22 protein-coding genes are annotated in these 19,978 nt (G+C 60.9%); 5 read left to right on the top strand and 17 right to left on the bottom strand.

All coding sequences use genetic code 11. The annotated features are described in order from the left end of the window. Nucleotides 1–9: 9 nt before the first annotated feature. From ACI3GR_RS14760 to ACI3GR_RS14685, 16 genes are all read right to left on the bottom strand, one after another. The gene (locus ACI3GR_RS14760; RefSeq protein WP_407495520.1) at nucleotides 10–393 is read right to left on the bottom strand and encodes an NADH:ubiquinone oxidoreductase subunit NDUFA12; all 384 of its coding nucleotides are present in this window, start codon (nucleotides 391–393) and stop codon (nucleotides 10–12) included. Between the two features lie 247 nt (nucleotides 394–640). Beyond that, nucleotides 641–997 carry a RidA family protein gene (locus tag ACI3GR_RS14755; protein ID WP_407495518.1) on the bottom strand — a complete coding sequence of 119 codons (357 nt, stop codon included), beginning with the start codon at nucleotides 995–997 and terminating at the stop codon, nucleotides 641–643. Nucleotides 998–1,066: 69 nt separating this feature from the next. Then, nucleotides 1,067–2,332, bottom strand: a complete 1,266-nt coding sequence (gene clpX, locus ACI3GR_RS14750) for an ATP-dependent Clp protease ATP-binding subunit ClpX (RefSeq protein WP_407495517.1) — start codon at nucleotides 2,330–2,332, stop codon at nucleotides 1,067–1,069. A 145-nt stretch (nucleotides 2,333–2,477) separates the two neighbouring features. Then, nucleotides 2,478–3,110 carry an ATP-dependent Clp protease proteolytic subunit gene (locus ACI3GR_RS14745; RefSeq protein ID WP_407495515.1) on the bottom strand — a complete coding sequence of 211 codons (633 nt, stop codon included), beginning with the start codon at nucleotides 3,108–3,110 and terminating at the stop codon, nucleotides 2,478–2,480. Between the two features lie 410 nt (nucleotides 3,111–3,520). Then, the gene (locus ACI3GR_RS14740) at nucleotides 3,521–4,789 is read right to left on the bottom strand and encodes an FCSD flavin-binding domain-containing protein (protein WP_407495513.1); all 1,269 of its coding nucleotides are present in this window, start codon (nucleotides 4,787–4,789) and stop codon (nucleotides 3,521–3,523) included. 26 nt (nucleotides 4,790–4,815) lie between these two features. After that, nucleotides 4,816–5,562, bottom strand: a complete 747-nt coding sequence (locus ACI3GR_RS14735) for a c-type cytochrome (protein WP_407495510.1) — start codon at nucleotides 5,560–5,562, stop codon at nucleotides 4,816–4,818. A 192-nt stretch (nucleotides 5,563–5,754) separates the two neighbouring features. Then, nucleotides 5,755–6,414 carry a c-type cytochrome gene (locus tag ACI3GR_RS14730; RefSeq protein WP_407495596.1) on the bottom strand — a complete coding sequence of 220 codons (660 nt, stop codon included), beginning with the start codon at nucleotides 6,412–6,414 and terminating at the stop codon, nucleotides 5,755–5,757. Nucleotides 6,415–6,795: 381 nt separating this feature from the next. Next, nucleotides 6,796–7,821 carry a c-type cytochrome gene (locus ACI3GR_RS14725; protein WP_407495594.1) on the bottom strand — a complete coding sequence of 342 codons (1,026 nt, stop codon included), beginning with the start codon at nucleotides 7,819–7,821 and terminating at the stop codon, nucleotides 6,796–6,798. Nucleotides 7,822–8,167: 346 nt separating this feature from the next. Beyond that, nucleotides 8,168–9,460: a sulfite dehydrogenase gene (gene soxC / locus ACI3GR_RS14720; protein WP_407495508.1), complete on the bottom strand. Its 1,293-nt coding sequence runs from the start codon at nucleotides 9,458–9,460 to the stop codon at nucleotides 8,168–8,170. 46 nt (nucleotides 9,461–9,506) lie between these two features. Then, entirely contained in the window at nucleotides 9,507–11,204 is a 1,698-nt protein-coding gene (gene soxB / locus ACI3GR_RS14715; protein ID WP_407495506.1) for a thiosulfohydrolase SoxB, read from the bottom strand. 95 nt (nucleotides 11,205–11,299) lie between these two features. Continuing rightward, on the bottom strand, nucleotides 11,300–12,160 hold the full coding sequence (gene soxA / locus ACI3GR_RS14710) for a sulfur oxidation c-type cytochrome SoxA (protein ID WP_407495505.1): 861 nt from the start codon (nucleotides 12,158–12,160) through the stop codon (nucleotides 11,300–11,302). Nucleotides 12,161–12,218: 58 nt separating this feature from the next. Next, entirely contained in the window at nucleotides 12,219–12,548 is a 330-nt protein-coding gene (gene soxZ, locus ACI3GR_RS14705) for a thiosulfate oxidation carrier complex protein SoxZ (protein ID WP_407495503.1), read from the bottom strand. A gap of 23 nt (nucleotides 12,549–12,571) precedes the next feature. After that, entirely contained in the window at nucleotides 12,572–12,988 is a 417-nt protein-coding gene (gene soxY / locus ACI3GR_RS14700; RefSeq protein ID WP_407495501.1) for a thiosulfate oxidation carrier protein SoxY, read from the bottom strand. A 24-nt stretch (nucleotides 12,989–13,012) separates the two neighbouring features. Then, nucleotides 13,013–13,492: a sulfur oxidation c-type cytochrome SoxX gene (soxX, locus tag ACI3GR_RS14695; protein ID WP_407495500.1), complete on the bottom strand. Its 480-nt coding sequence runs from the start codon at nucleotides 13,490–13,492 to the stop codon at nucleotides 13,013–13,015. A 140-nt stretch (nucleotides 13,493–13,632) separates the two neighbouring features. Then, nucleotides 13,633–14,202, bottom strand: coding sequence for a thioredoxin family protein (locus ACI3GR_RS14690; RefSeq protein ID WP_407495497.1), 570 nt, complete (start codon nucleotides 14,200–14,202; stop codon nucleotides 13,633–13,635). Nucleotides 14,203–14,212: 10 nt separating this feature from the next. Further along, nucleotides 14,213–14,950 carry a cytochrome c biogenesis CcdA family protein gene (locus tag ACI3GR_RS14685; RefSeq protein ID WP_407495495.1) on the bottom strand — a complete coding sequence of 246 codons (738 nt, stop codon included), beginning with the start codon at nucleotides 14,948–14,950 and terminating at the stop codon, nucleotides 14,213–14,215. Nucleotides 14,951–15,025: 75 nt separating this feature from the next. Here ACI3GR_RS14685 and ACI3GR_RS14680 point away from each other — a divergent pair, with 75 nt between their 5' ends. The 4 genes from ACI3GR_RS14680 (at nucleotide 15,026) to ACI3GR_RS14665 (ending at nucleotide 17,664) form a co-directional block, all read left to right on the top strand. After that, entirely contained in the window at nucleotides 15,026–15,424 is a 399-nt protein-coding gene (locus ACI3GR_RS14680; RefSeq protein ID WP_407495493.1) for a thioredoxin fold domain-containing protein, read from the top strand. 112 nt (nucleotides 15,425–15,536) lie between these two features. Then, entirely contained in the window at nucleotides 15,537–15,833 is a 297-nt protein-coding gene (locus ACI3GR_RS14675; RefSeq protein ID WP_407495592.1) for an ArsR/SmtB family transcription factor, read from the top strand. Nucleotides 15,834–15,871: 38 nt separating this feature from the next. Continuing rightward, on the top strand, nucleotides 15,872–16,933 hold the full coding sequence (locus tag ACI3GR_RS14670; RefSeq protein ID WP_407495491.1) for a YeeE/YedE family protein: 1,062 nt from the start codon (nucleotides 15,872–15,874) through the stop codon (nucleotides 16,931–16,933). A 53-nt stretch (nucleotides 16,934–16,986) separates the two neighbouring features. Then, a complete protein-coding gene (locus tag ACI3GR_RS14665; protein ID WP_407495490.1) occupies nucleotides 16,987–17,664 on the top strand; it encodes a DUF1045 domain-containing protein in 678 nt (225 codons plus the stop codon). Between the two features lie 84 nt (nucleotides 17,665–17,748). On the opposite strand, the gene ACI3GR_RS14660 is transcribed toward ACI3GR_RS14665, so the two are convergent. Next, nucleotides 17,749–18,603: an SDR family NAD(P)-dependent oxidoreductase gene (locus ACI3GR_RS14660; protein WP_407495488.1), complete on the bottom strand. Its 855-nt coding sequence runs from the start codon at nucleotides 18,601–18,603 to the stop codon at nucleotides 17,749–17,751. Between the two features lie 85 nt (nucleotides 18,604–18,688). On the opposite strand from ACI3GR_RS14660, the gene ACI3GR_RS14655 reads away from it, so the two are divergent. Next, a complete protein-coding gene (locus ACI3GR_RS14655; RefSeq protein WP_407495485.1) occupies nucleotides 18,689–19,978 on the top strand; it encodes a TetR/AcrR family transcriptional regulator in 1,290 nt (429 codons plus the stop codon).

Genomic DNA, 19,978 nt, shown 5'->3' with positions numbered 1-19,978 from the left:
CCTGAGGCCTTATTCGGGGGTCCAGGCCTCGTAATCCTTGCGGGTTACCGGCTCGGGCCGACGCAGCGACCCTGCGGGCGCATAGGCCTCGGGCGTGCCGGTCATGTTGGGCAGGTGTTCTTTTTCCCACGGCTTATGCGCCATCGGGCGTTCCTTGGGCGTCTCGTCATAGGTGTGGTGCAGCCAGCCGTGCCAGTCGGCACCGATGCGGCTTGCCTCGACCTCACCATTGTAGATGACCCAACGCTTTTTGCCGTCGTTGGCGGTGTAGAAGACGTTGCCGTTCTCATCCTCACCCACCTTGGTGCCCTTGCGCCGGGTATAAAGCCGGGTGTTCAGCGTCGCGCCGTTCCACCAGGTGACTGCGCTAAGGAAGGAGTTGAGAATGCCCATGGAAAACCTCCGGTTGGTCTTGTCCCTGATATGGCGCATTCCGCGGCAGAGGTCCAGTAGGACAAAGGGTATATGACTTGATGAGGGCAGCGCCGACCCGAGGGGTGGCGCGATTGCGCCGTCCCATGGGGGCGGGTCGGCGCAGCCCGACGTATCCGTCGGGCGGGCCCTGTGACGAATGTGGCTTCGACAGCCTAGAGCTGCGAGCCTACATTTCCATTATTGCTACAAGACTAACAGCGCAGCTTTACGCCAGCGCGGTCACCTCGATCTCGATCCGGTACTTGTCGTCGATTAACCCGCATTCCACCATCGTCGCGGCGGGCGGGTTGTCGCCGAAGGCCTCGGCCAACACGGGCCAGCAGGGTTCAAATTCGGCGCGGTCCGGCAGGTAATAGTTCACCCGCACCACCTTGGCCATGGACGACCCGGCCTTGTCCAGCGCCGCACCAATCACCTCTAGCGCCGACCGGCACTGAGAAACCACGTCATCACCCTGCCCGACGGTGCCCGCGACGTGGACAAAGCCACCCGCCACGACCGCGCGGCAATAGCCGATCTTGCCTTCGAACTCTCCGCCCGAGTGGATGCGTTTGATATCCATGCGTTTCATCCCTTTGCACAGAAAAGGCGGGGTAAAACCCCGCCCTACCTTGGTTGATATGCTTTGGCCTTAGCCTGCCGTTGCGCCTTCTTTCTTGGCGTCGGCGTAGATCATCAGCGGGTTCGCGTCCGAGGTCACAGCCTCTTCGTTCACCACGACCTCTTCGACGTTTTCCATGCCCGGCAGTTCGAACATCGTGTCCAGCAGGATGTCTTCGAGGATCGAGCGCAGACCACGTGCACCGGTCTTGCGTTCGATCGCACGCTTGGCAATCGCCGACAGCGCGTCTTCGGTAAAGGTCAGCTTGCTGTCTTCCAACTCGAACAGGCGCTGGTACTGTTTGACCAGTGCGTTCTTGGGTTCGGTCAGGATGGTGACCAGCGCGTCTTCGTCCAGATCTTCCAGTGTTGCCAGAACCGGCAGACGACCGACAAATTCAGGAATCAGGCCGAATTTCAGCAGATCCTCGGGTTCGAGGTCCTGGAAAATCTCGCCCACGCCACGGTTGTCGTTGTCGCGCACTTCGGCGCCGAAGCCCATGGCAGAGCCTTTGCCACGCTGCGCGATGATCCGGTCGAGACCTGCGAAGGCACCGCCACAGATGAACAGGATGTTCGTCGTGTCAACCTGCAGGAATTCCTGCTGCGGATGCTTGCGCCCGCCCTGCGGCGGAACCGAGGCGACCGTGCCTTCCATCAGCTTCAGCAGAGCCTGCTGAACGCCTTCACCCGAAACGTCACGGGTGATCGACGGGTTTTCCGACTTGCGGGTAATCTTATCGACTTCGTCGATGTAGACGATGCCGCGCTGTGCCTTTTCGACGTTGTATTCGGACGCCTGAAGCAGCTTGAGAATGATGTTTTCCACGTCTTCGCCGACGTAACCGGCTTCGGTCAGGGTGGTGGCGTCGGCCATGGTGAAGGGCACATCCAGAATGCGCGCCAGCGTCTGGGCCAGCAGCGTCTTGCCGCAACCCGTCGGGCCGATCAGCAGGATGTTGGATTTCGCCAGTTCGATATCGCCCGACTTACCCGCGTGGTTCAGACGCTTGTAGTGGTTGTGCACAGCGACCGAGAGGACGCGTTTCGCGATCTTCTGACCGATGACGTAATCGTCCAGCACGTCGCAGATTTCCTGCGGGGTGGGCACGCCTTCGGAAGATTTCAGACCGGAGGATTTCGTTTCCTCGCGGATGATGTCCATACACAGCTCAACACATTCGTCGCAGATGAACACCGTGGGACCGGCGATCAGTTTGCGGACCTCGTGCTGGCTCTTGCCGCAGAAGCTGCAGTAGAGCGTGTTCTTGCTGTCGCCGCTGGAATTGTTCGCCATAGTACACCTCTTGCCCCGTGGGTGGGGCTTGCGTCGATTTATCCGGCCGCGGGCCGGAAAAAGCTTTGGTGGATAGCCTAAGTCACCCCCAGACCATCCACAATGTCAAAAATCAGTCATAAACAGATCGTCACCGATCTGAGACTTACTTGTCTTCTTCTTCGCCCTTGGGCCGGTTTTCAAAGATCTCGTCGATCAGGCCCCAGTCCTTGGCTTCCTGAGCTGTCATGAAGTTATCGCGTTCCAACGCATCGACCACGGTTTCAAAGTCCTGACCGGTGTGCTTGACGTAGATGTTATTCAGACGCTCTTTCAAACGCTCGGTATGACGGGCGTGAATCATGATGTCCGTCGCCTGACCGCGGTAGCCACCAGAAGGCTGGTGCACCATCACTTCGGCATTGGGCAGGGCGTAGCGCATGCCAGCCTCACCACCCGCCAGCAGGAGCGAGCCCATCGACGCCGCCTGGCCGATCACCAGCGTGCCGACCTTGGGTTTGATGTATTGCATCGTGTCGTAGATCGACAGGCCAGAGGTGACGACACCGCCGGGGCTGTTGATATACATCGAGATATCTTTAGACGGGTTTTCCGCCTCAAGGTGCAGCAACTGCGCCACGATCAGGCTGGACATGCCATCATGCACCGGACCGGAGACGAAAATGATCCGCTCCTTCAGCAGGCGAGAAAAGATGTCATAGGCCCGTTCACCGCGGCTGGTCTGTTCGACCACCATCGGCACCAAGGTGTTCATGTAATTGTCGTAAACGTCGCTCATCCGGACCGCCTCCTGCTACCCTTCTGATCTTTAGCGATCAGGATCTAACAGAGTCTTAGTTATGCGAACGCAGGGCTGCAAGGGCTGGGGGAATATCTTGTAACCTTACGGTAAACCGGGGGTGTGATGCATGTGCACAGCAGATTGTTTCAGCAGCACGGCTTCGCCGCCAATTGCATGCGCGGAATCAAGGCCAGAGGCCGCCGCGCATCGCCGGGCCGCCCCCTGGCCCGGCGATTTGATGACACTGGCGAGAGGGGCAGCGACCGGGCGGCCACGGCAGCCATAAATCGCATTGTTCAAAAGATTGGCATCGCCGCCCCGTGGCCCGACGACGCGCCACTGGCCGCTACAACGAAAGACCCCCGCGGTGTCCCGCGGGGGCCTGTGTTTCAAAGCTCAGCAATCGATCAGCCGAACATGTCCGCCGTGATACCTTCGTACCAGCCGACCGACTCCTCATACGTCGCCTTGCGCAGCGCGGCATCTTCGCCGGTCTGAGAGATGAAGCCATCCGTCTTGGCGATCTTTTCTTCGGTCGCCTCGTAAGATGCGCCGACTTTGACGCCGTCGTCCGTTTCGATCAGCGACCAGCAGGTATTGGAGAACTTGGCCGGGAAGACCTTGGACCCGGTCAGCGCGCCACGTACGGCCATCGCCGCGACCTTGGCCTGAGAGTTGGCCGAGAAGCCGGATTTCGGCATATCGCCCTGCGCGGATGCGTCGCCAAGGATGTGGATGTTTTCATCCATGCGCGATTGCATCGTCGCGGGAACGACAGGCGCCCAGTTGCCATCGGTCAGGCCTGCGGCCTCGCAGATGTGGCCCGCTTTCATCGCCGGGATCACGTTACAGACATCAACGTTTTCGACCGCGCCGTCGATGGTAACGGTCATCGCATCGGGATCGACCGACACTTTGTCGCCACCAAAGTCCGGACCGATGCGTTCGATCATGCCGCTGTAGTGCTTGTTCCAGCCCTCTTCGAACAGCCCCTGCTTGGAAAACTTGGCCTTGGGATCGACGACCAGAATCTTGGCCGTCGGATTGTTTTCTTTCAAATAGTGGGCGACCATCGACACACGCTCGTACGGTCCGGGCGGGCAGCGATAGGGGTTCGGCGGGGCGATCATGGCGAAGGTGCCGCCTTCGGGCATCGCCGCCATCTGCGCCTTGAGCAATTCAGACTGCGTGCCAGCCTTGTAGGCGTGCGGCATCTTGGTCTGGGCCGACAGGTCCCAGCCGGGCACCGCGCCTTCGACGAAATCGATACCGGGAGAGATGATCAGACGGTCATAAGGCACCGAGCCACCACCGGCCAGTGCCACCGTTTTCGCGTCACGATCCACGCCAACCGCCCAGTCGTGCACGACGTTGATGCCGTATTCGCTGGCCAGCGTGCCATAGGTGTGCCCGATCGACGAAATATCGCGGAAGCCGCCCAGATAGAGGTTCGAGAAGAAGCAGGTGTAATACTTGCGGGTCGGTTCGATCAGCGTGACGTCGATCTGACCATCGCTATCTTTGGCGATGTACCGCGCAGCCGTGGCCCCGCCTGCACCGCCGCCAATGACGACAACCTTGGGCTTGCCATGGCTTGCACCAAATACTTTAGGGGCCGAAAGCGCAGCCGCAGCCAGGGCACCGGTCCCGATGAAAGTTCTTCTGTTAACAGACATTAGATGTCCTCCCTGTGTGCGATGGGTTAATTCCCATCTGAAGTCGGCCCTTCGGCCGTGAAATAAGCGGCAAGCGATGCGATCTCCTCATCACCAAGCGCGCCCGCAACCATCTGCATCGCCGCGTTGGACCGCGCGCGCAGACGATATTCGTGCATGGCATAAATAAACGCCCCGCGATCCATGTTGTGGATCATCGGGACGCCCTGCCCTGCCTTGTCTTCCTGATGGCAGGTGACACATTCCCCGCCCAGATATTCGCCGTAGTCCCGGTCACCTTCCAGCGCCAGAACCTCGTCCGACAGCACCAGCGTGCCCGGTTCGGGCGGCGGCGCAAGGGATGCAATGCGGATGTAAGTCATCAGATCGCGGCGGGTCTGTTCATCGGTGATACCGGCGTGGTCCATACGGTTGCCGGGGATGTTCTGCGCCGGGTTGGTCAGGAAAGCGTGCAGGTCCTCACGCTCCCAAATCTTACCGCTGGCCTTCAGCAGACGAAGGGCCGCGGAATAGTCATATCCTTCGACCGAGCCGACCACGCGGCCAGCGATTTCCTGAAGGTGCGGGCCGCGTTTCGGTGCGGCGTCGGCCGACAGGCTGTGACACTGGGAACATTCGGCCTGAAAAATCGGCTCTCCGGCGTCGGCGGCACCACCGCATTCGGCGGCAATTTCGTCTGGGTCGGTGGCAAGGTGATCTTGGGCGATAGCGCCTGTCGCGAGGGCCAGACACAGTAGTGCGGACCCCAGCGTGCTTGGGGGGAACAGGGACATAGTGCTCAAATACTCCGTCAAATCGGATGTCGAAAATTCACCCGATCCGGCGGCCGGACCAGGTCCGGCGAGCAATAGGAAATATGGTTTGCCCGCGCATCTTATGCATAGACAATAAGGGGCCGTGAAACCTAGCCCCCAATTCAGGGAAACAGCAGCAATGGCTTGATCTGATCCCTGACGCACCACCCGTTAGCCCCCAATTTCAGCAAAATACGCGGCAAGGGCTGCGATTTCTTCGTCACTCAGCCGCCCGGCCATCATCTGCATCACCGGATGCGGCCTGATCTTTTCCTTGTAGGCATGCATGGCGATCACAAAGTCGTCTTCGGGCCAGCCAGTGATCGACGGGATACCATCATCCGCGCCCGAGCTTTGGTGGCACGTCGAACATTCCGAGGCGAGGTATTCGCCGTAGTCCCTGTCCCCCACTATGGCGAGGATCTCGGGTGACAGCTCTACCTCGGGGGCCATCGCGGTGGGCGTGGCCTCGGGGATGTTGGCGGGGTTGTCGGAATACTGACGCAGGAACGCCAGCACGTCGGCGCGATCCTCGGCATCCTTCAGACCCGCGAAATTCATCCGCGTCCGCGACACCAGCGCCTTGGGGTTTTCCAGATAGGCGTTCAGCGTATCAAGCGTCCAGGTCAGCCCATCAGCCCCCATCATGGCCATATCTTCGGAATAGCGGAACCCGTCATGCGCCCCGGCGCGACGCCCGAACAGGCCGTTCAGGTGTGGTCCAACACGGTCCTCGGCCCCTGCCCCGACCGAGTGGCAGGACTGGCATTTGCGGAACACCGAAGCGCCTGCTTCGGCATCGCCAAATCCGGCGGCTTCGGCCTGAACCACTGGCGTTTCTTCGGCAACGGGCTGATCTGCGGACGCGGCTGGCGCGGTGGCGGCCTCTTGCGCGGCGGCAAGCTGGGCTTCTAGCTCTGCAATGCGAGCTTGCAGGGCATCTGCACCGGCGGCCTTGTCGCTAAGCGCATCAAAGCTGCTTTCCATCTGGGACACGCGATCCGACATGACCGTCAGTTCATCATCGCGGTAATCGCGGGTCGTGACACCGTAGGCGAGCCCCAGAACCAAGGCCGAGCCGCCAAGTGCGGGAAGAAAGATACCAGAAGCTTTTGCCATCGTTCCTCTTGAAATGTTGCGCCCGTGGGGAAGGCGGACAGGAAAATAAGATACAAAAAAGGCGGTGACCCGAGAGCCACCGCCTTTGAAGTTTTAATTGAAGGTCTTGAGGTACTCGATCACTGCCTTGCGATCTTCTTCCTTCCTCAGACCCGCAAAAGACATCTTGGTCTTGGCCAGATACCCTTTGGGCTTTTCAAGGAAGGCCGAAAGCTCCTCTTCGGTCCAGACCTTACCCTCTTCACCAAGGGCTGCCATGTCATTGGAGTATTTGAAGTCCCCGACATGCGCGATCTGGGCACCGACCACACCGTTCAGCACAGGTCCGGTCCGGTTCTTGGCGCCGTCACCGACCTGATGGCAGGCTTTACACTTCTTGAAGACATTCTCGCCTTCCGCCGCCAGCGCCATATCGATCGAGCCGCCAGTATCAGCCGCCGCTTCACCTGCGGGCTCTGCCTCTTCTGCAGGCTCTTCGGTGGCAACGGTATTGCCTGAATCCATCGTGGCTTCGGCCTTGGCTTCGACGATGGCGTTTTCGTCGCCTTCCTCATCCGGCGTCACGTCCAGCACGGTGGCCTTCATCGTGATCTCGACGCTGTCTTTGCAGTTTTCCATGCAGGGTTCGGTCCAGAAGTGCGCCTCGGCCGTGTCGCGGTCATCCACGATGAAGCCGTCGGCGTTGGGCATTTCCACATCCATGAACGTCTCGTTCGACAGAACGAAATCATCGTCGACCAAGTCGTTGGAATACAGGATGTACGCGGTGATCGCATAGACATCGTCATCCGACAGCGACTGTGCATTGCCGAACGGCATCGACCGGCGGATATAGTCGAAAGTCGTCGACAGGTAGGGCCAGTAAGAGCCAACCGTTTTCAGCGGATCCTTGTCGGCCAAAGTACCCTGACCACCCGCCAGCTTGGGCCAGTTGTCGCGCCCTTCGGCAAAGTCACCGTGACACACGGCACAATGTTCGGCGAATACCTCGTCCCCGGTCCAGACATCGCCGGACCCCACCGGCAGGTTCGACCCGTCGGGCATTATGTCGAGGTTCCATGCAGTGATCTCTTCCGGCAGGGCTTCGCGGCCCAGACCGAAGTTCTTGCCAACGCCCATGTTGTCAGCCGCGACCGCATCGGTGGCCGTGGTCTGGGCCTGATGCGCCTCTGCCATGCGGACGGGCTCTTCGGTGGTGGCTGCAGGTGCGCTGACGGCTTCGGCCACGGCTTTCGCCTCGGATTCCAGCGTCTCGGGCGCCTCTTCAGCGGCGGTTTCTACGGTCGTCGGTTCTGCCGCAACCTCTTCCGCCGCGGGGGCTTCTGCGGTCATGTCTTCTGCCGGAGCGACAGGCTCTGGCTTGACATAAGCGATGGTGCTTTCCGGATATTGGATTGCCGAGTTCGCGCCAAAATAGGCCGTACCCAGAACGATCGCGGTCCCGGCTGCTGCGCCGATGTAGAGATTAAGAGACTTCGACATTTTCGGCCTCCCCATTGGGTTTCACATGCCAGGTCTGGATGCAGTTGTTGTGGTAGACCGAGTTTTCGCCGCGGGTTTCGCGCAGCATCGCCTTGGTCGGCTGGACGTATCCGGTTTCATCCATCGCACGGGATTGAAGCAGCATGTCTTCGCCGTCCCATGTGGTGTCCAGATAGAAGCGGGTCAGCGCCTTGGACTCGCCCTCTTTGGCCAGACGCGCGGTTTCCCAGGTCATGCCGCCATCCTTGGACACGTCCACACGGGTGATCGCACCACGACCGGACCACGCCAGACCGGTGATGACCAGCGGGCCTTTGCCGTGTGTGATCGGCGATTGCGGGCTCGGCGAGGTGACGACGGATTTCGCATCCATAACCCACGTCCATTTGCGCGACGTGCCGTCTTCCAACGTGTCGGTGTACTTGGAGGTCTCTTCCCGGCTTTCGATCGGGCCTTCGGTCACCTCGATCCGGCGCAGCCATTTGACCCACATGTTGCCTTCCCAACCGGGAACGACCAGACGCACGGGATAGCCATGTTCCATACGCAGCGCTTCGCCGTTGGCCTTGAAGGCCACCAGAACGTCGTCCAGCGCCTTTTCCATCGGGATCGACCGCCCGTTCGACGATGCATCCGCGCCTTCGACATAGACCCATTTGTCCGCCAGATCGCCCGCAGCATCCAGACCGGCCTCTTCCAGCAGAGTCCGCAGCGGGATGCCGGAATATTCCATGTTGTGGATCATGCCATGGGTGAACTGCGCACCGTTCAGCTGCGCGCCCGCCCATTCCATGCCAGTATTTGCCGCGCATTCGCAGAAATACACGCGGTTTTCGCGCGGGAAACGTTCCAGATCGGCATAGGTGAAGACCAGCGGCGTATCGACCAAGCCGTTGATCATCAGGCGATAATCTTCTTTCCGCAGCTCGATCGCGCCCGAATGGTGGCGTTCAAACGCGCAGCCCTGCGGGGTGATCGTGCCATCCAGCGCGTGAATCGGCGTAAAGTTGATCGAGGAGATCGGATCAGCCGTCAGCCAAGGCACGTTGCGGCGAATAACGTCTGCTTCGTACTTGATCGGCAGACCATAGGGCGTTTCGTCCACCCCGTCGCCAAGCCCCTGGGCCCATTCCTGTTTGTTCACGATCAGCGGGTCGGGACCATGGCTGGCCGCCTGTGCGCCACCAGCGCCCAGAACAGCCGCCCCTGCCCCGCCCGCGGCCCCTTTCAGGAACCCACGACGCGACGTCGCCTTGTTTTCGAAGTCTTGGCTCATCTGCCTGTCCTCCTGGTTTCTTGTTTCGATGCCGCCCAAGGCAGCCTTACATCCCGGTCACTTTGACGTTGTTGTTTTCGCCAACCGTCACAGTGCCCATTTTCTTGATATGCGCTTCGACCACGTCCCAGATCGGCGGGCCTTCGGTGCCCTCGTTCACGCTGGCCCAGCCTGCGACCGTGTAGGTCTTGGACGGGTCGATCAGCTCTCCGCTGTCGATCAGGGTCATGTCGGAAATCCGGCTGCCCTGCGGTTTAGAGATGTCGATCGCGTAGGCCATGCCACCGATGCGGACCATGTCGCCGCCCTGCTGGTAATAGGGGTCGGGGTTAAAGATGTTGTCGGCCACGTCCTCAAGGATCACCTTGATGAATTCGCCAGTCATTTCCGTGCGATAGGCGTTCGGATAGGACATCGACGTCACGTTCCACAGGTCTTCGCGGGTGATGTCGTCACCCGGCACCAGCGACGGCCCCCAACGCACGCCCGGCGACATCGCGATCTGCGCGTCGCGCTCCGACAGCAGCGCGTCACAGATCAGGTCGTCCCACGACCCGTTAAAGTTGCCGCGGCGATAGAGCGTGCTGTCCGTCTGGCCCAGAACATCCGCCAGCGTATCGGCATAAGGCGCGCGCTGTTCGTCGATCAGACGGGCCACATCCGCATCCGGCGTGATCACATCCGAGAAGATCGGGATCAGCTTGTGGCGGATGCCCATCATTTTGCCATCGCGCACATCCAGATCGACGCGGGAGACAAACTTACCGTTCGAACCAGAGGCGATAATGAACGTGTTGCCGACCTGAACAGGCTCGGGCAACGCATCATGGGTGTGACCCGACAGGATCACGTCGATGCCGGTGACCTTGCCCGCCATGGATTTATCCACGTCAAAGCCGTTGTGGCTGAGGCAGACAACCAGATCAGCACCCTGCGCGCGGACCTCGTCGACCATGGCCTGCATGTTTTCGTCGCGGATACCAAAGCTGTATTCAGGGAACATCCAGCCGGGGTTGGCGATGGGCATGTAGGGGAAGGCCTGACCGATCACGGCGATCTTGGCCCCGCCTCGCTCAAACCACTCATAAGGCTTGAACAATTCCGCGGGCTCATCCCATTCGGCATCAAAGATATTCTGCCCGAGGGCAGCGAAGGGAAGGCCGTTCACCAGCTCCTCGACCCGGCCGGAGCCGAGAGTGAATTCCCAATGGAAGGTCATGGCATCGGGCTTCAACGCGTTCATCACGTTGACCATGTCCTGACCTTCGGTGTGATAGCAGGTGTAGGACCCATGCCACGTGTCGCCGCCGTCCAGCAGCAGCGCATCAGGCCGATCCGCACGGATCGAATTGATCACGGTCGCCACACGGTCCAGACCACCGACGCGGCCATATTCTGCGGCCAGCGATGCGAAATCGCCCGACGACAGCGCGTAATGCGAAGGAGAGCCGTCGGCGATGCCGTACCGCAGGCGGAATTCCGCGCCGGTCAGGTGCGGCACTTCCCCCTTGTTGTCACCGACACCAAGGTTGATCGACGGTTCACGGAAATAGATCGGCTTTAGCTGCGCGTGGATATCGGTGACGTGGATCAACGAGACATTTCCAAACGTCTCGAACTCAAGAAGCTGGTCCTGCGTCAGCGCCTGCTGCGCAGCAACACGGGCCCAATTGCCAAAGCCCGACGCGCCATAAAGCGCAGCCGTGGCCATCGACACCTGAAGAAAATCGCGACGTGAGATCATTCGGCAAGTCTCTCAATTAGCTTACATATTCACATGTGTGAATTGGTTAGAAGAAGAAAACCCCGCGTGAGCAAATGCCACGCGGGGTTCAGCGATTAGTTACGGACGGACGGACCTTCGACCGACAGACCGTTGCCGCGCGATGCGACATACATTTCAAGCGCTACAAACTCGGGGCTGCCGGGTTTGAAAGGCTCTGCGCGGGTGTCCCGGATACAGCCTTCGAAACGCGCCTGAACCGAGTTCAGCTTGGCGTTCTTCAGACGGTAGGTCGGGAAGCCGTTGATCTGGCCTTGGCTCAGGTGGTCTGCGCGGATGTAGTTGCCATAGTTGTCTTCGTGGCAATTCGCGCAGCTCAGCTCCAATTGACCATAGCGGGTGTAGTAAATCTCTTTACCCTTTTCCCAGGTCTCTGCACCCGGACCATCGGTGGCCACGTTCACAGGCATGCCACGCGATTGAACCGCGATCAGCGCTTCCATGGCCGCCATGTCACCACCGGTGATTTTCCACGGCTCTGCGCCCATCCGCTCTTCGCGGCAGGAGTTCACCTGCTGCCAAACGGTGCGCACTTCGCCCGCATCCGCGTTCCACTTGGGATAGGATGCGCGCACGCCCGCCATGCTTTCCGGGCCGTCGTGGCACGATGCACAGCTTTTGCCTTCAGAACCGTCGACCGCGTTCCATGTGTCCATGGCCTGATCCACGAAGATCATGCCCGGATTGTCGAAATCGTCGGCCTGCATGGCCTGCGTGTCGTCGTTCCGGAACACCCAACCCGAATAGATCGTGTCAAGCGCGCCTTCCAGATGCGCCGGTGCGTCCGTGCGAACAGTCATTTCGGTTTCCCCGTTGATGACCAGATCCGCCTCTTCGTCAGCAAGTGCTGCGCCAGTCCCGAGGGCCAGCGCCCCAGCGATGGCCAGTGCCGACCAAGATGTTGCGATACCTCGCATTATATCTCCTCCCCTAGCTGGTGCCCGGACGAACCATGATTGGCCCGACCGGTTTTCCTTAGGCCATTGCGACCGATTTGGTGTCTTCGTAGACGTCGCCGTCATCGTCGTACCAGGTGAACTTGAAGTCGCCCGCTTCGGGAACCTTGGCGTCGAATTCAAAGTACGGGTTGGTCGAAATCGCAGGCTCCAGCGTGACGTCCAGCACCATGGTGCCGTTAAATTCCGTCGTGAAGCGGTTGATGATCGAACGCGGGATCTTGTTGCCATCGCTGTCTTTGCGCTGGCCAGATTCCATCGGGTGGGAAATCAGCGTCTTGATGGTGACAACTTCACCAGCAGAGGCGGATTTAGGCGCTTTGACGCGCGGTTTTACACCTTCAGCCATAGTATCTCTCCTCTATCTCTGGATCAGCCGCCGCAGCCGCCGATGGTGACTTTGACCGTCTTGGATGCGCGGGCGAACGAACCGTCGGCCATCTTTGCGATGGCGACAACGTCCTGAGTGCCGGCCAGACGGATACGGGTGGATGCAGCAGTGGACCCTGCCAGTTCGCCATAGTTGAACGTGGCCACACCCGGGGTCGGGTTGCCGGTCGCCAGAACCATGATGGCGGATGCGCCCTCGGCCGAAACCGAGATCGGAACCGTGTTGCCGTTTTCGGCGATTTCCGGAGCCGTCAGGTCAACACCGCTGTCAGCCACATCTGCGCCGCCGGTAAAGGCTGCGATGGCGTCTTCGGCGGCTGCGTTCACGCGGAACGGCAGAACCGTCAGGGCCGCAGCGCCCAGGCCAAGGGCCAGAGTGTCGCGTCGTGTAATGCTCATGTCATTCTCCTCAACAGACCCTGATCACTGATCTTTCAGCGTCATCAGGAATGCGATGGTGTCTTCGATCTGCTGCGCCGTCAGAAGCGGCGGCAGCGGTTCTTGCGCAGGCTTCTTAGTGAAGCCTTCGCCCGGGCGGATGAAGCCCGTGGTCTTGTAGTACGCAGGCATGATCGTGCCTTCGAACGTCATCTTCGAATTCGTCAGGATTCCGCGCAATTCTGCCTCGGTCCGGGATTCACCCGTCCAGGTCAGCTCAGGGCCGACTTCGCCCTGAAACGGAACATCTTCCAGCTGGGCGATTGCATGGCAGGCCACGCAGTTCCCGATCTTCTTGCTGGACACGACGTTGGCGCCCTCCTCCGGATTGCCCGGAACGCCCGTCAGCGAAGCTTCGACCGCGCCGTATTCGTCAAAGACGACATCGGCAGGTGCGACCTCTTCCGCTGCGGCAGAACTGGCTGTAAGAACCAGCACCGCCAGAGTGCTTTTGAAATGCCTCATGTCTCCTCCCCTAGCTTGTCGATTTGGCATCGATTGGCCTGAATACCGTAGTAGACCGTTTGTGTTTACGCAATCATAAATTCACAATCGTGCATTTATGAATAACTTTGCTGCGCCGCCGCGAAAATTGCTGCGCTGCGTCACTGCTGCATCTGCGTTTCCAGCATCCGCGCGTGGTACTTCTGAAACGGCTCATCCCCTTCATATCCATGGTCTAAAACCCATTGAAGCAGGTTTACGGTCGTGAACTTGCCGAAGGCGCCGGGCATTGTCGCAATCGCAGCACGATTGGCGGGAACGCCCTCTTCGACCTCTTCGGGGAAGAACATCATCGTGGGCGTGAACAGCACGCCCCACTTGGCCATGGCCTCTTTCTCGGTCAGGGATTCGCCGTCGAAATCGGTGATCTCCACATCGCCAAACATGTTCAGCTGCACCACGAAATAATCGTCGTTCAGAAGCGAGGCCACTTCGGGCTGCGGAAAGACTTCTTCGTGCATCTTTTTGCAGTAGATGCAGCCGCGCTGTTCGATGATGACCATCAGGCGCTTGCCCTCGGCGCTGGCCTCTTCCAGGTCTTCGCGCAGGTCCTTGAAGGTGTCCTTCATCCAGTCCGCCTTGTGCAGACCGTCATCGCCCATCTCGGCTGCGGACAACGGCAGGGCCACGGCCAGGGCCCCCATCAGCGCAGCAACAAACAGGTGTTTCATGGCAAACTCCTTACCCAAGATTGGTGAAACCGGGGAACATGCGGATCATCAGGTCCGCAATCCGGTTGATGGAATTGGTGGCGATCAGGATGGCAAAGACGATCAGCATGACGCCCATCACCTTCTCGACGTAGCCCAGATATTTGCGGTTCCGGCTCATCCAGCCCAGGAACGGTTTCGCGAACAGCGCCGCCACGATGAAAGGCGCGGTCATGCCGACGCCGTAGACCAGCAACAGCAAGCCACCCCGCCAAAGATCGCCCATGCCGCTGGCCACCATCAGGATGGCCGCCAAGGCGGGGCCGACGCAAGGCGTCCAGCCAAAGCCGAAGGCCAGACCCATGACATAGGCGCCCACCACGGTGGTGGGCTCTGCCGTCGATTCGATCCGCGCCTCGCGATACAGGATCGGGATGCGCACGACGCCCAAGAAGTGCAGGCCGAAGATAAACAGAACCGCCGCCGCGACATAGGACAGCGGCGTTTTCCACTGCGCGAAGGCCTGACCCAAAGCGGTCGCCCCCAGCCCCAGAAGCACGAAGATCGTGGTCACGCCAAGCGCGAAGAAAATTGCGGACAGCACCAGCCGTTTTTGCGCACCCGGCGGAATATCATCCGATCCGCGCAATTCGTTCATGGACAATCCGGCCATGTAACATAGGTAGAATGGAACCATCGGCAGGATGCATGGGGTGAAAAAGCTTAGCAGCCCCGCCAGCAGCGCACCCGCATAGGTGGTCTCAAGCATGTACTCCCCCCGCTTGAAAAATTCACACATTCATATTAAGTATTGTATACCATTGCAGTCAATCGGATACCCGCCATGCGCCGACACCTTGCCGCTGTAGCTGTCGCAGCCTGCGCTGCCCTACCCGCTTGGGCGGTTGAGTTGGTGATGGTGGAACAGCCCGGCTGCGCCTATTGCGCCGCGTGGGACAAGACGATTGCCCCGATCTATCCCAAAAGTGCGATCGGCCAATTCGCCCCGTTGCGCCGCGCCGATCTGCACGATGGCGCGCCCGAAGGCGTAAGCTATGCCTACCCGGCCCGTTTCACCCCGACCTTCATCCTGATCGACGACGAGGGCAAAGAAATCGGTCGTTTGGAAGGCTACCCAGGAGAGGACTTTTTCTGGGCAGTGATCGAGAAATTGGCAACGGAACGCGCCGGATTTGACCCTGCGGCATCCACGCAGGTTGCCCCAGACGACGCGACGAATTAACTAAATTGCAAAACAGCAGATATTCATCATGACCTCCGAACAAGCTCTTCAGACCGATCCGAACGCCGCCTCTGTGCTGCCGCGCCTTAGCGCCGACATCACGGATGCAGAAATGGACGCCATCGCCGACAAGGCGACCGAAGCCGCGAACTTCCTCAAAGCCCTCAGCCACGAAGGCCGGATGATGATCCTGTGCCATCTGGTGACGGGCGAAAAGTCGGTAACGGAACTGGAAGAATTGCTGTCGGCCCGTCAAGCGGCGGTGTCGCAACAACTGTCGCGGCTGCGGCTAGAAGGTCTTGTGGTGCCCCGTCGGGACGGCAAGGCGATTTACTACAGCCTTGCGGATGACCGCCCACGGCGTACTCTGGAACTCGTGTACGAGATGTTCTGCGGCGCCGAAGACTGACGCGCTGACGCCCGGCCCCGGGCGGTCCGGAGGAGGATATGCTGGACATTCTAGGTGACGACTGGGCCATTGCCCTGGTCGGTCTTGTTGGTGGTGTGATGCTGGGCCTTGCAGCCCGGTTGGGACGATTTTGCACCTTGGGCGCGATCGAAGACCTTCTTTATGGCGGCTCTTCCGACCGGATGCGCATGTGGATACTGGCCATCGGCCTGTCCATCATGGGGGCGTTCGGGCTGATGCAGGCCGGGCTGTTCGACGCGCAATCCACCTATTACCTGTCGATCCGCTGGATGCCCGTGGCCTCTGTGCTGGGTGGGCTGATGTTCGGCTATGGCATGGCGCTGGCGGGCAACTGCGGCTACGGCTGCATCGCGCGGCTGGGCGGCGGCGACATGCGCGCCTTTGTCATCGTGCTGGTGCTGGGCGTGTCGGCTTGGGCCACGCTGATGGGGCCGTTGGCGTGGATCCGCAACAACACCTTTCTGCAAGAAGACGTCACCGCAGGCGACATGGCCCCCGGCATCGCGCATTGGCTGGGCGATCTGACAGGTCTGTCCGTGCCATCGATCGGAATGGCCATCGGTCTGCTAATCTTGGTGGGCGCGCTGTCGTCGCGCAGCTTCCTGACAGACGCCAAGGCGATCTTCTGGTCGGCGCTTGTGGCGCTGGCGATCCTGACAGGCTGGGCTGGCAGCTACTATATCTCGACCAATGGGTTCGAGAACCTGCAAACCGTGTCGCATAGCTTCTCGGCCCCGGTGGGCGAAACGTTGTTGTACGTCATGATGGGTTCGGCCCGCGCGCCGTCCTTTGCCGTCGGCTCTGTCACCGGTGTCGCCCTTGGTGCCTTTGCCGGGTCACTGATGAAGGGGCATTTCCGGTGGGAAGCCTGCGAAGACCCGCGCGAATTGCGCCGACAGATCATCGGCGCGGCGATCATGGGTGTTGGCGCTGTGCTGGCCTTGGGCTGCACGGTTGGCCAAGGGCTTAGCGCGTTCAGTGTTCTGGCCATCTCGGCCCCGGTGACGTTCCTCGCGATCTTTGCCGGCGCGGCCCTTGGGCTGCGACAGTTGATCGAAGGCTTCGGGCGGCTGGCGTGACCACAGCACAGACACTGTCATCAAACTGACATCGGCAAGGGCCAAGAAGCCGTATGAATTACTCCCGCTACGCGATCTACTACGTCCCGGCGCCGGGGCCCTTGATGGGCTTTACTGCCCGATGGCTGGGCTGGGACGTGCTGACAGGCTCTCCTGCTGCACATCCTGACCTGCCCGTCGATGTCGCTGCGATTACCGCGACACCCCGCAAATACGGGTTTCACGGCACGATCAAACCGCCGTTCCATCTGGCCGAGGGGTCTGAAGCCGGGGCACTGCTGGACGCCGCACGCTTGCTTTGCGCCACCCTGCCCCCGGTAACGTTAGAGGGGTTGGAGCTTTCGCGCATCGGCCGCTTCATCGCCCTTACTCCGGTCGGAGACACTGACGCGCTCGCCACCCTCGCCGCGACCTGCGTGCGGAACCTGGACCGCTTCCGCGCCCCGCCGAGCGAGGCAGAGCTGGCGCGCAGACGTCAGGCGAATCTTAGCCCCCGCCAAGAAACCCTGTTGGATGCCTGGGGCTATCCCTACGTGATGGAGGAATTCCGGTTCCACATGACCTTGTCGGGACGGTTGAACAGCGAAAAGGTAGGCGAGGTCATCGAGGTGCTGCGCCCGGAGCTTTCGCCGTGGCTGGGGAAACCGTACCGCATCGATGCACTGGCACTGGTCGGTGAGCGGACGGACAAGCATTTCGAGTTGATTGATTACCTGCCTTTAGGCGGCTGAGGTCGTTGCACCAACTCAGCGCTGCTGAGCTTGGCCCGACGTAACCGTCGGGCAGACCCATTGATCTACGGAAGCACAGTAGAATCACCCCCCGGACCCGACCTTCGCCCGATACTCTGCAATCACCTTCGCCGCCTCGGCCGGATCGGGGCGCGGGCCGAACGGATGCGACGCGCTTAACCCGCCGCAGGCCGGGACCGCCTGCCCCGTGACAAAGGACGCCATGGGCGACGCAAGGAACAGCGCAACGCTCGCAATCTCGGACGGATCAGCACCGCGCTGGATGGGGGTCCGTGCGCCCAGCATTCCTTCGGCCCCTGTCGCGCGGGCATAATCGTAGATCGGGCGCGTCATCTCTGTTTCCACCAATCCCGGGCAGATCGCGTTGACGCGCACCCCCGTGCCTGCCATGGCGTAGGCCGCGTTCTGCACAAGGTTGATCACCCCAGCCTTGGACGCGCTATAGGCCACCGGCCCCGCGTTCGCCCGCATCCCCGCGACAGACGCCGTGGCGATGATCGCGCCGCCGCCGCGCGCCGCGATGCGCGGCCCGCCATGCTGGATCAAAAGCGCGGGACCAATCAGGTTGACGCGCAGCACCTCGGCCCAGATCTCGGGCGTGTGGTCCGATGCGTCACGCACACCGCCCGTGATGCCCGCGTTGGCAAAGATCACGTCGATGCCGCCAAAGACCTCTTCGGCCCGGTCCAGCGCGGCGATAACGTCCGCTTCGGCCCCGGCATCCATCTGGAACGCCTCGATCCGGCCCTCCTGCGCCAGCGCCGAGACCTCTGGGTTCCGGTCACAGGCCAAGACCTGCGCGCCCGCCTGCGCAAACATCAGCGCGGATGCCTTGCCGATTCCGGACGCCGCACCGGTGACCAACGCCACCTTGCCCGACATGTCGATCGACGCGCCTCTCGTGTTCACCTCAGCCATACTCACTCCTCCTCAAGTTAAGCTGCGCCGCAACGCGGCGTTTCGATTGCGTGACAGGGCTGTCCCTGCTTGCTATCCCATTGGAATGGATCAACCGACCGCCCCATCCCCGGCCATCGCGCCCGCCCCCGCCGACACGCAGGCCAAGCCGGACTTGGGCGCCCCCGCGCCCGATACGTCGGAACGGTTTCGCGCCAAACGGGATCGTATTCTGGACGCTGCCTCCGAGATCATTAACGAACGGGGACTGCGTGGTCTGACCTTCGTGAGCGTGGCGGACCGTGTGGGGATGAACACCACCTCGATCACCTATTACTTCCGCCGCAAGGAAATCCTCGCCGCGGCCGCGCTGGAACGCACGATCGAGCAGATCAGCACCATGGCCCAGACGGCCGCAGAGGAACCAACGGTCGAGGCGCGCATCGACAAGATGCTGGCGCAAGTCTTGGCGCAGTACCGGGCCGAGGTCGACGGCACCGCCAGCCCCCTTGCCCGCCTGTCGGATATGCGGTCGCTGGCCGAACCTTTGAACCAAACGCTCTACGACAGCTACCTTGCCATGTTCCGACAGATTGTCGGGTTTTATTCCGGGAATGACACCGCACAGGGCCGCGCACGCAATTGGGTCCGCACCCACATCCTGCTGGATACGCTGCACTGGTGCCGGGTCTGGATCGCCAAGTACTCCGTCGCCGATTACCCGCGCGTCCACGCCCGCATGATGGAGCTGTTTCGCAACGGCTATGCCCCGGACGGCGTGACGGGCCATTCGCAGCCGCTGCAGGTGCCCAGCAGCACCACCGACACGGACGAAATCAATCACGACACTTACCTGCGCGCGGCCACGATCACGCTGAACGAGCGCGGGTATCGCGGCGCGTCGGTGGAACGGATCGCGGCGCATCTGAACCTGTCCAAGGGGTCGTTCTACCACCATCTGGACGGCAAGGACGATCTGGTCACCGATTGCTTTGACCGATCCTACACGCGCATCAGCCTGACCCAACGCGCCGCCATGGCGTTGGACGGCACATGGCTGGACCGCATCACCGCGGCCACCCACGCGCTGACCAACGTGCAGTTCGAAGCGGTCTTTCCCCTGCTGCGCGTCACCGCCCTGATGGCCCTGCCGACAGAGTTGCGGACCCCGATCCTGACGCGGTCTGACCGGATCACGCAGCGGTTCGCGGGGATGCTGACCGATGGCATCACAGAAGGGTCGATCCGCCCGATTGATCCGACCATCGCGGCGCATTGCCTGTTCGCCTCGCTGAACTCGGCCTACGACTTCCGGGTCTGGGCCGAGCACCGGCCCGACCGCGACACTGCGGTGCGTCTGTATTCCGACGTTCTGGCGCATGGGATGATCGACTGA

The organism is Pseudooceanicola aestuariicola (genome assembly GCF_045763785.1).
Classification (GTDB): domain Bacteria; phylum Pseudomonadota; class Alphaproteobacteria; order Rhodobacterales; family Rhodobacteraceae; genus Pseudooceanicola.
This window is presented reverse-complemented; position numbering and strand designations above follow the sequence as displayed.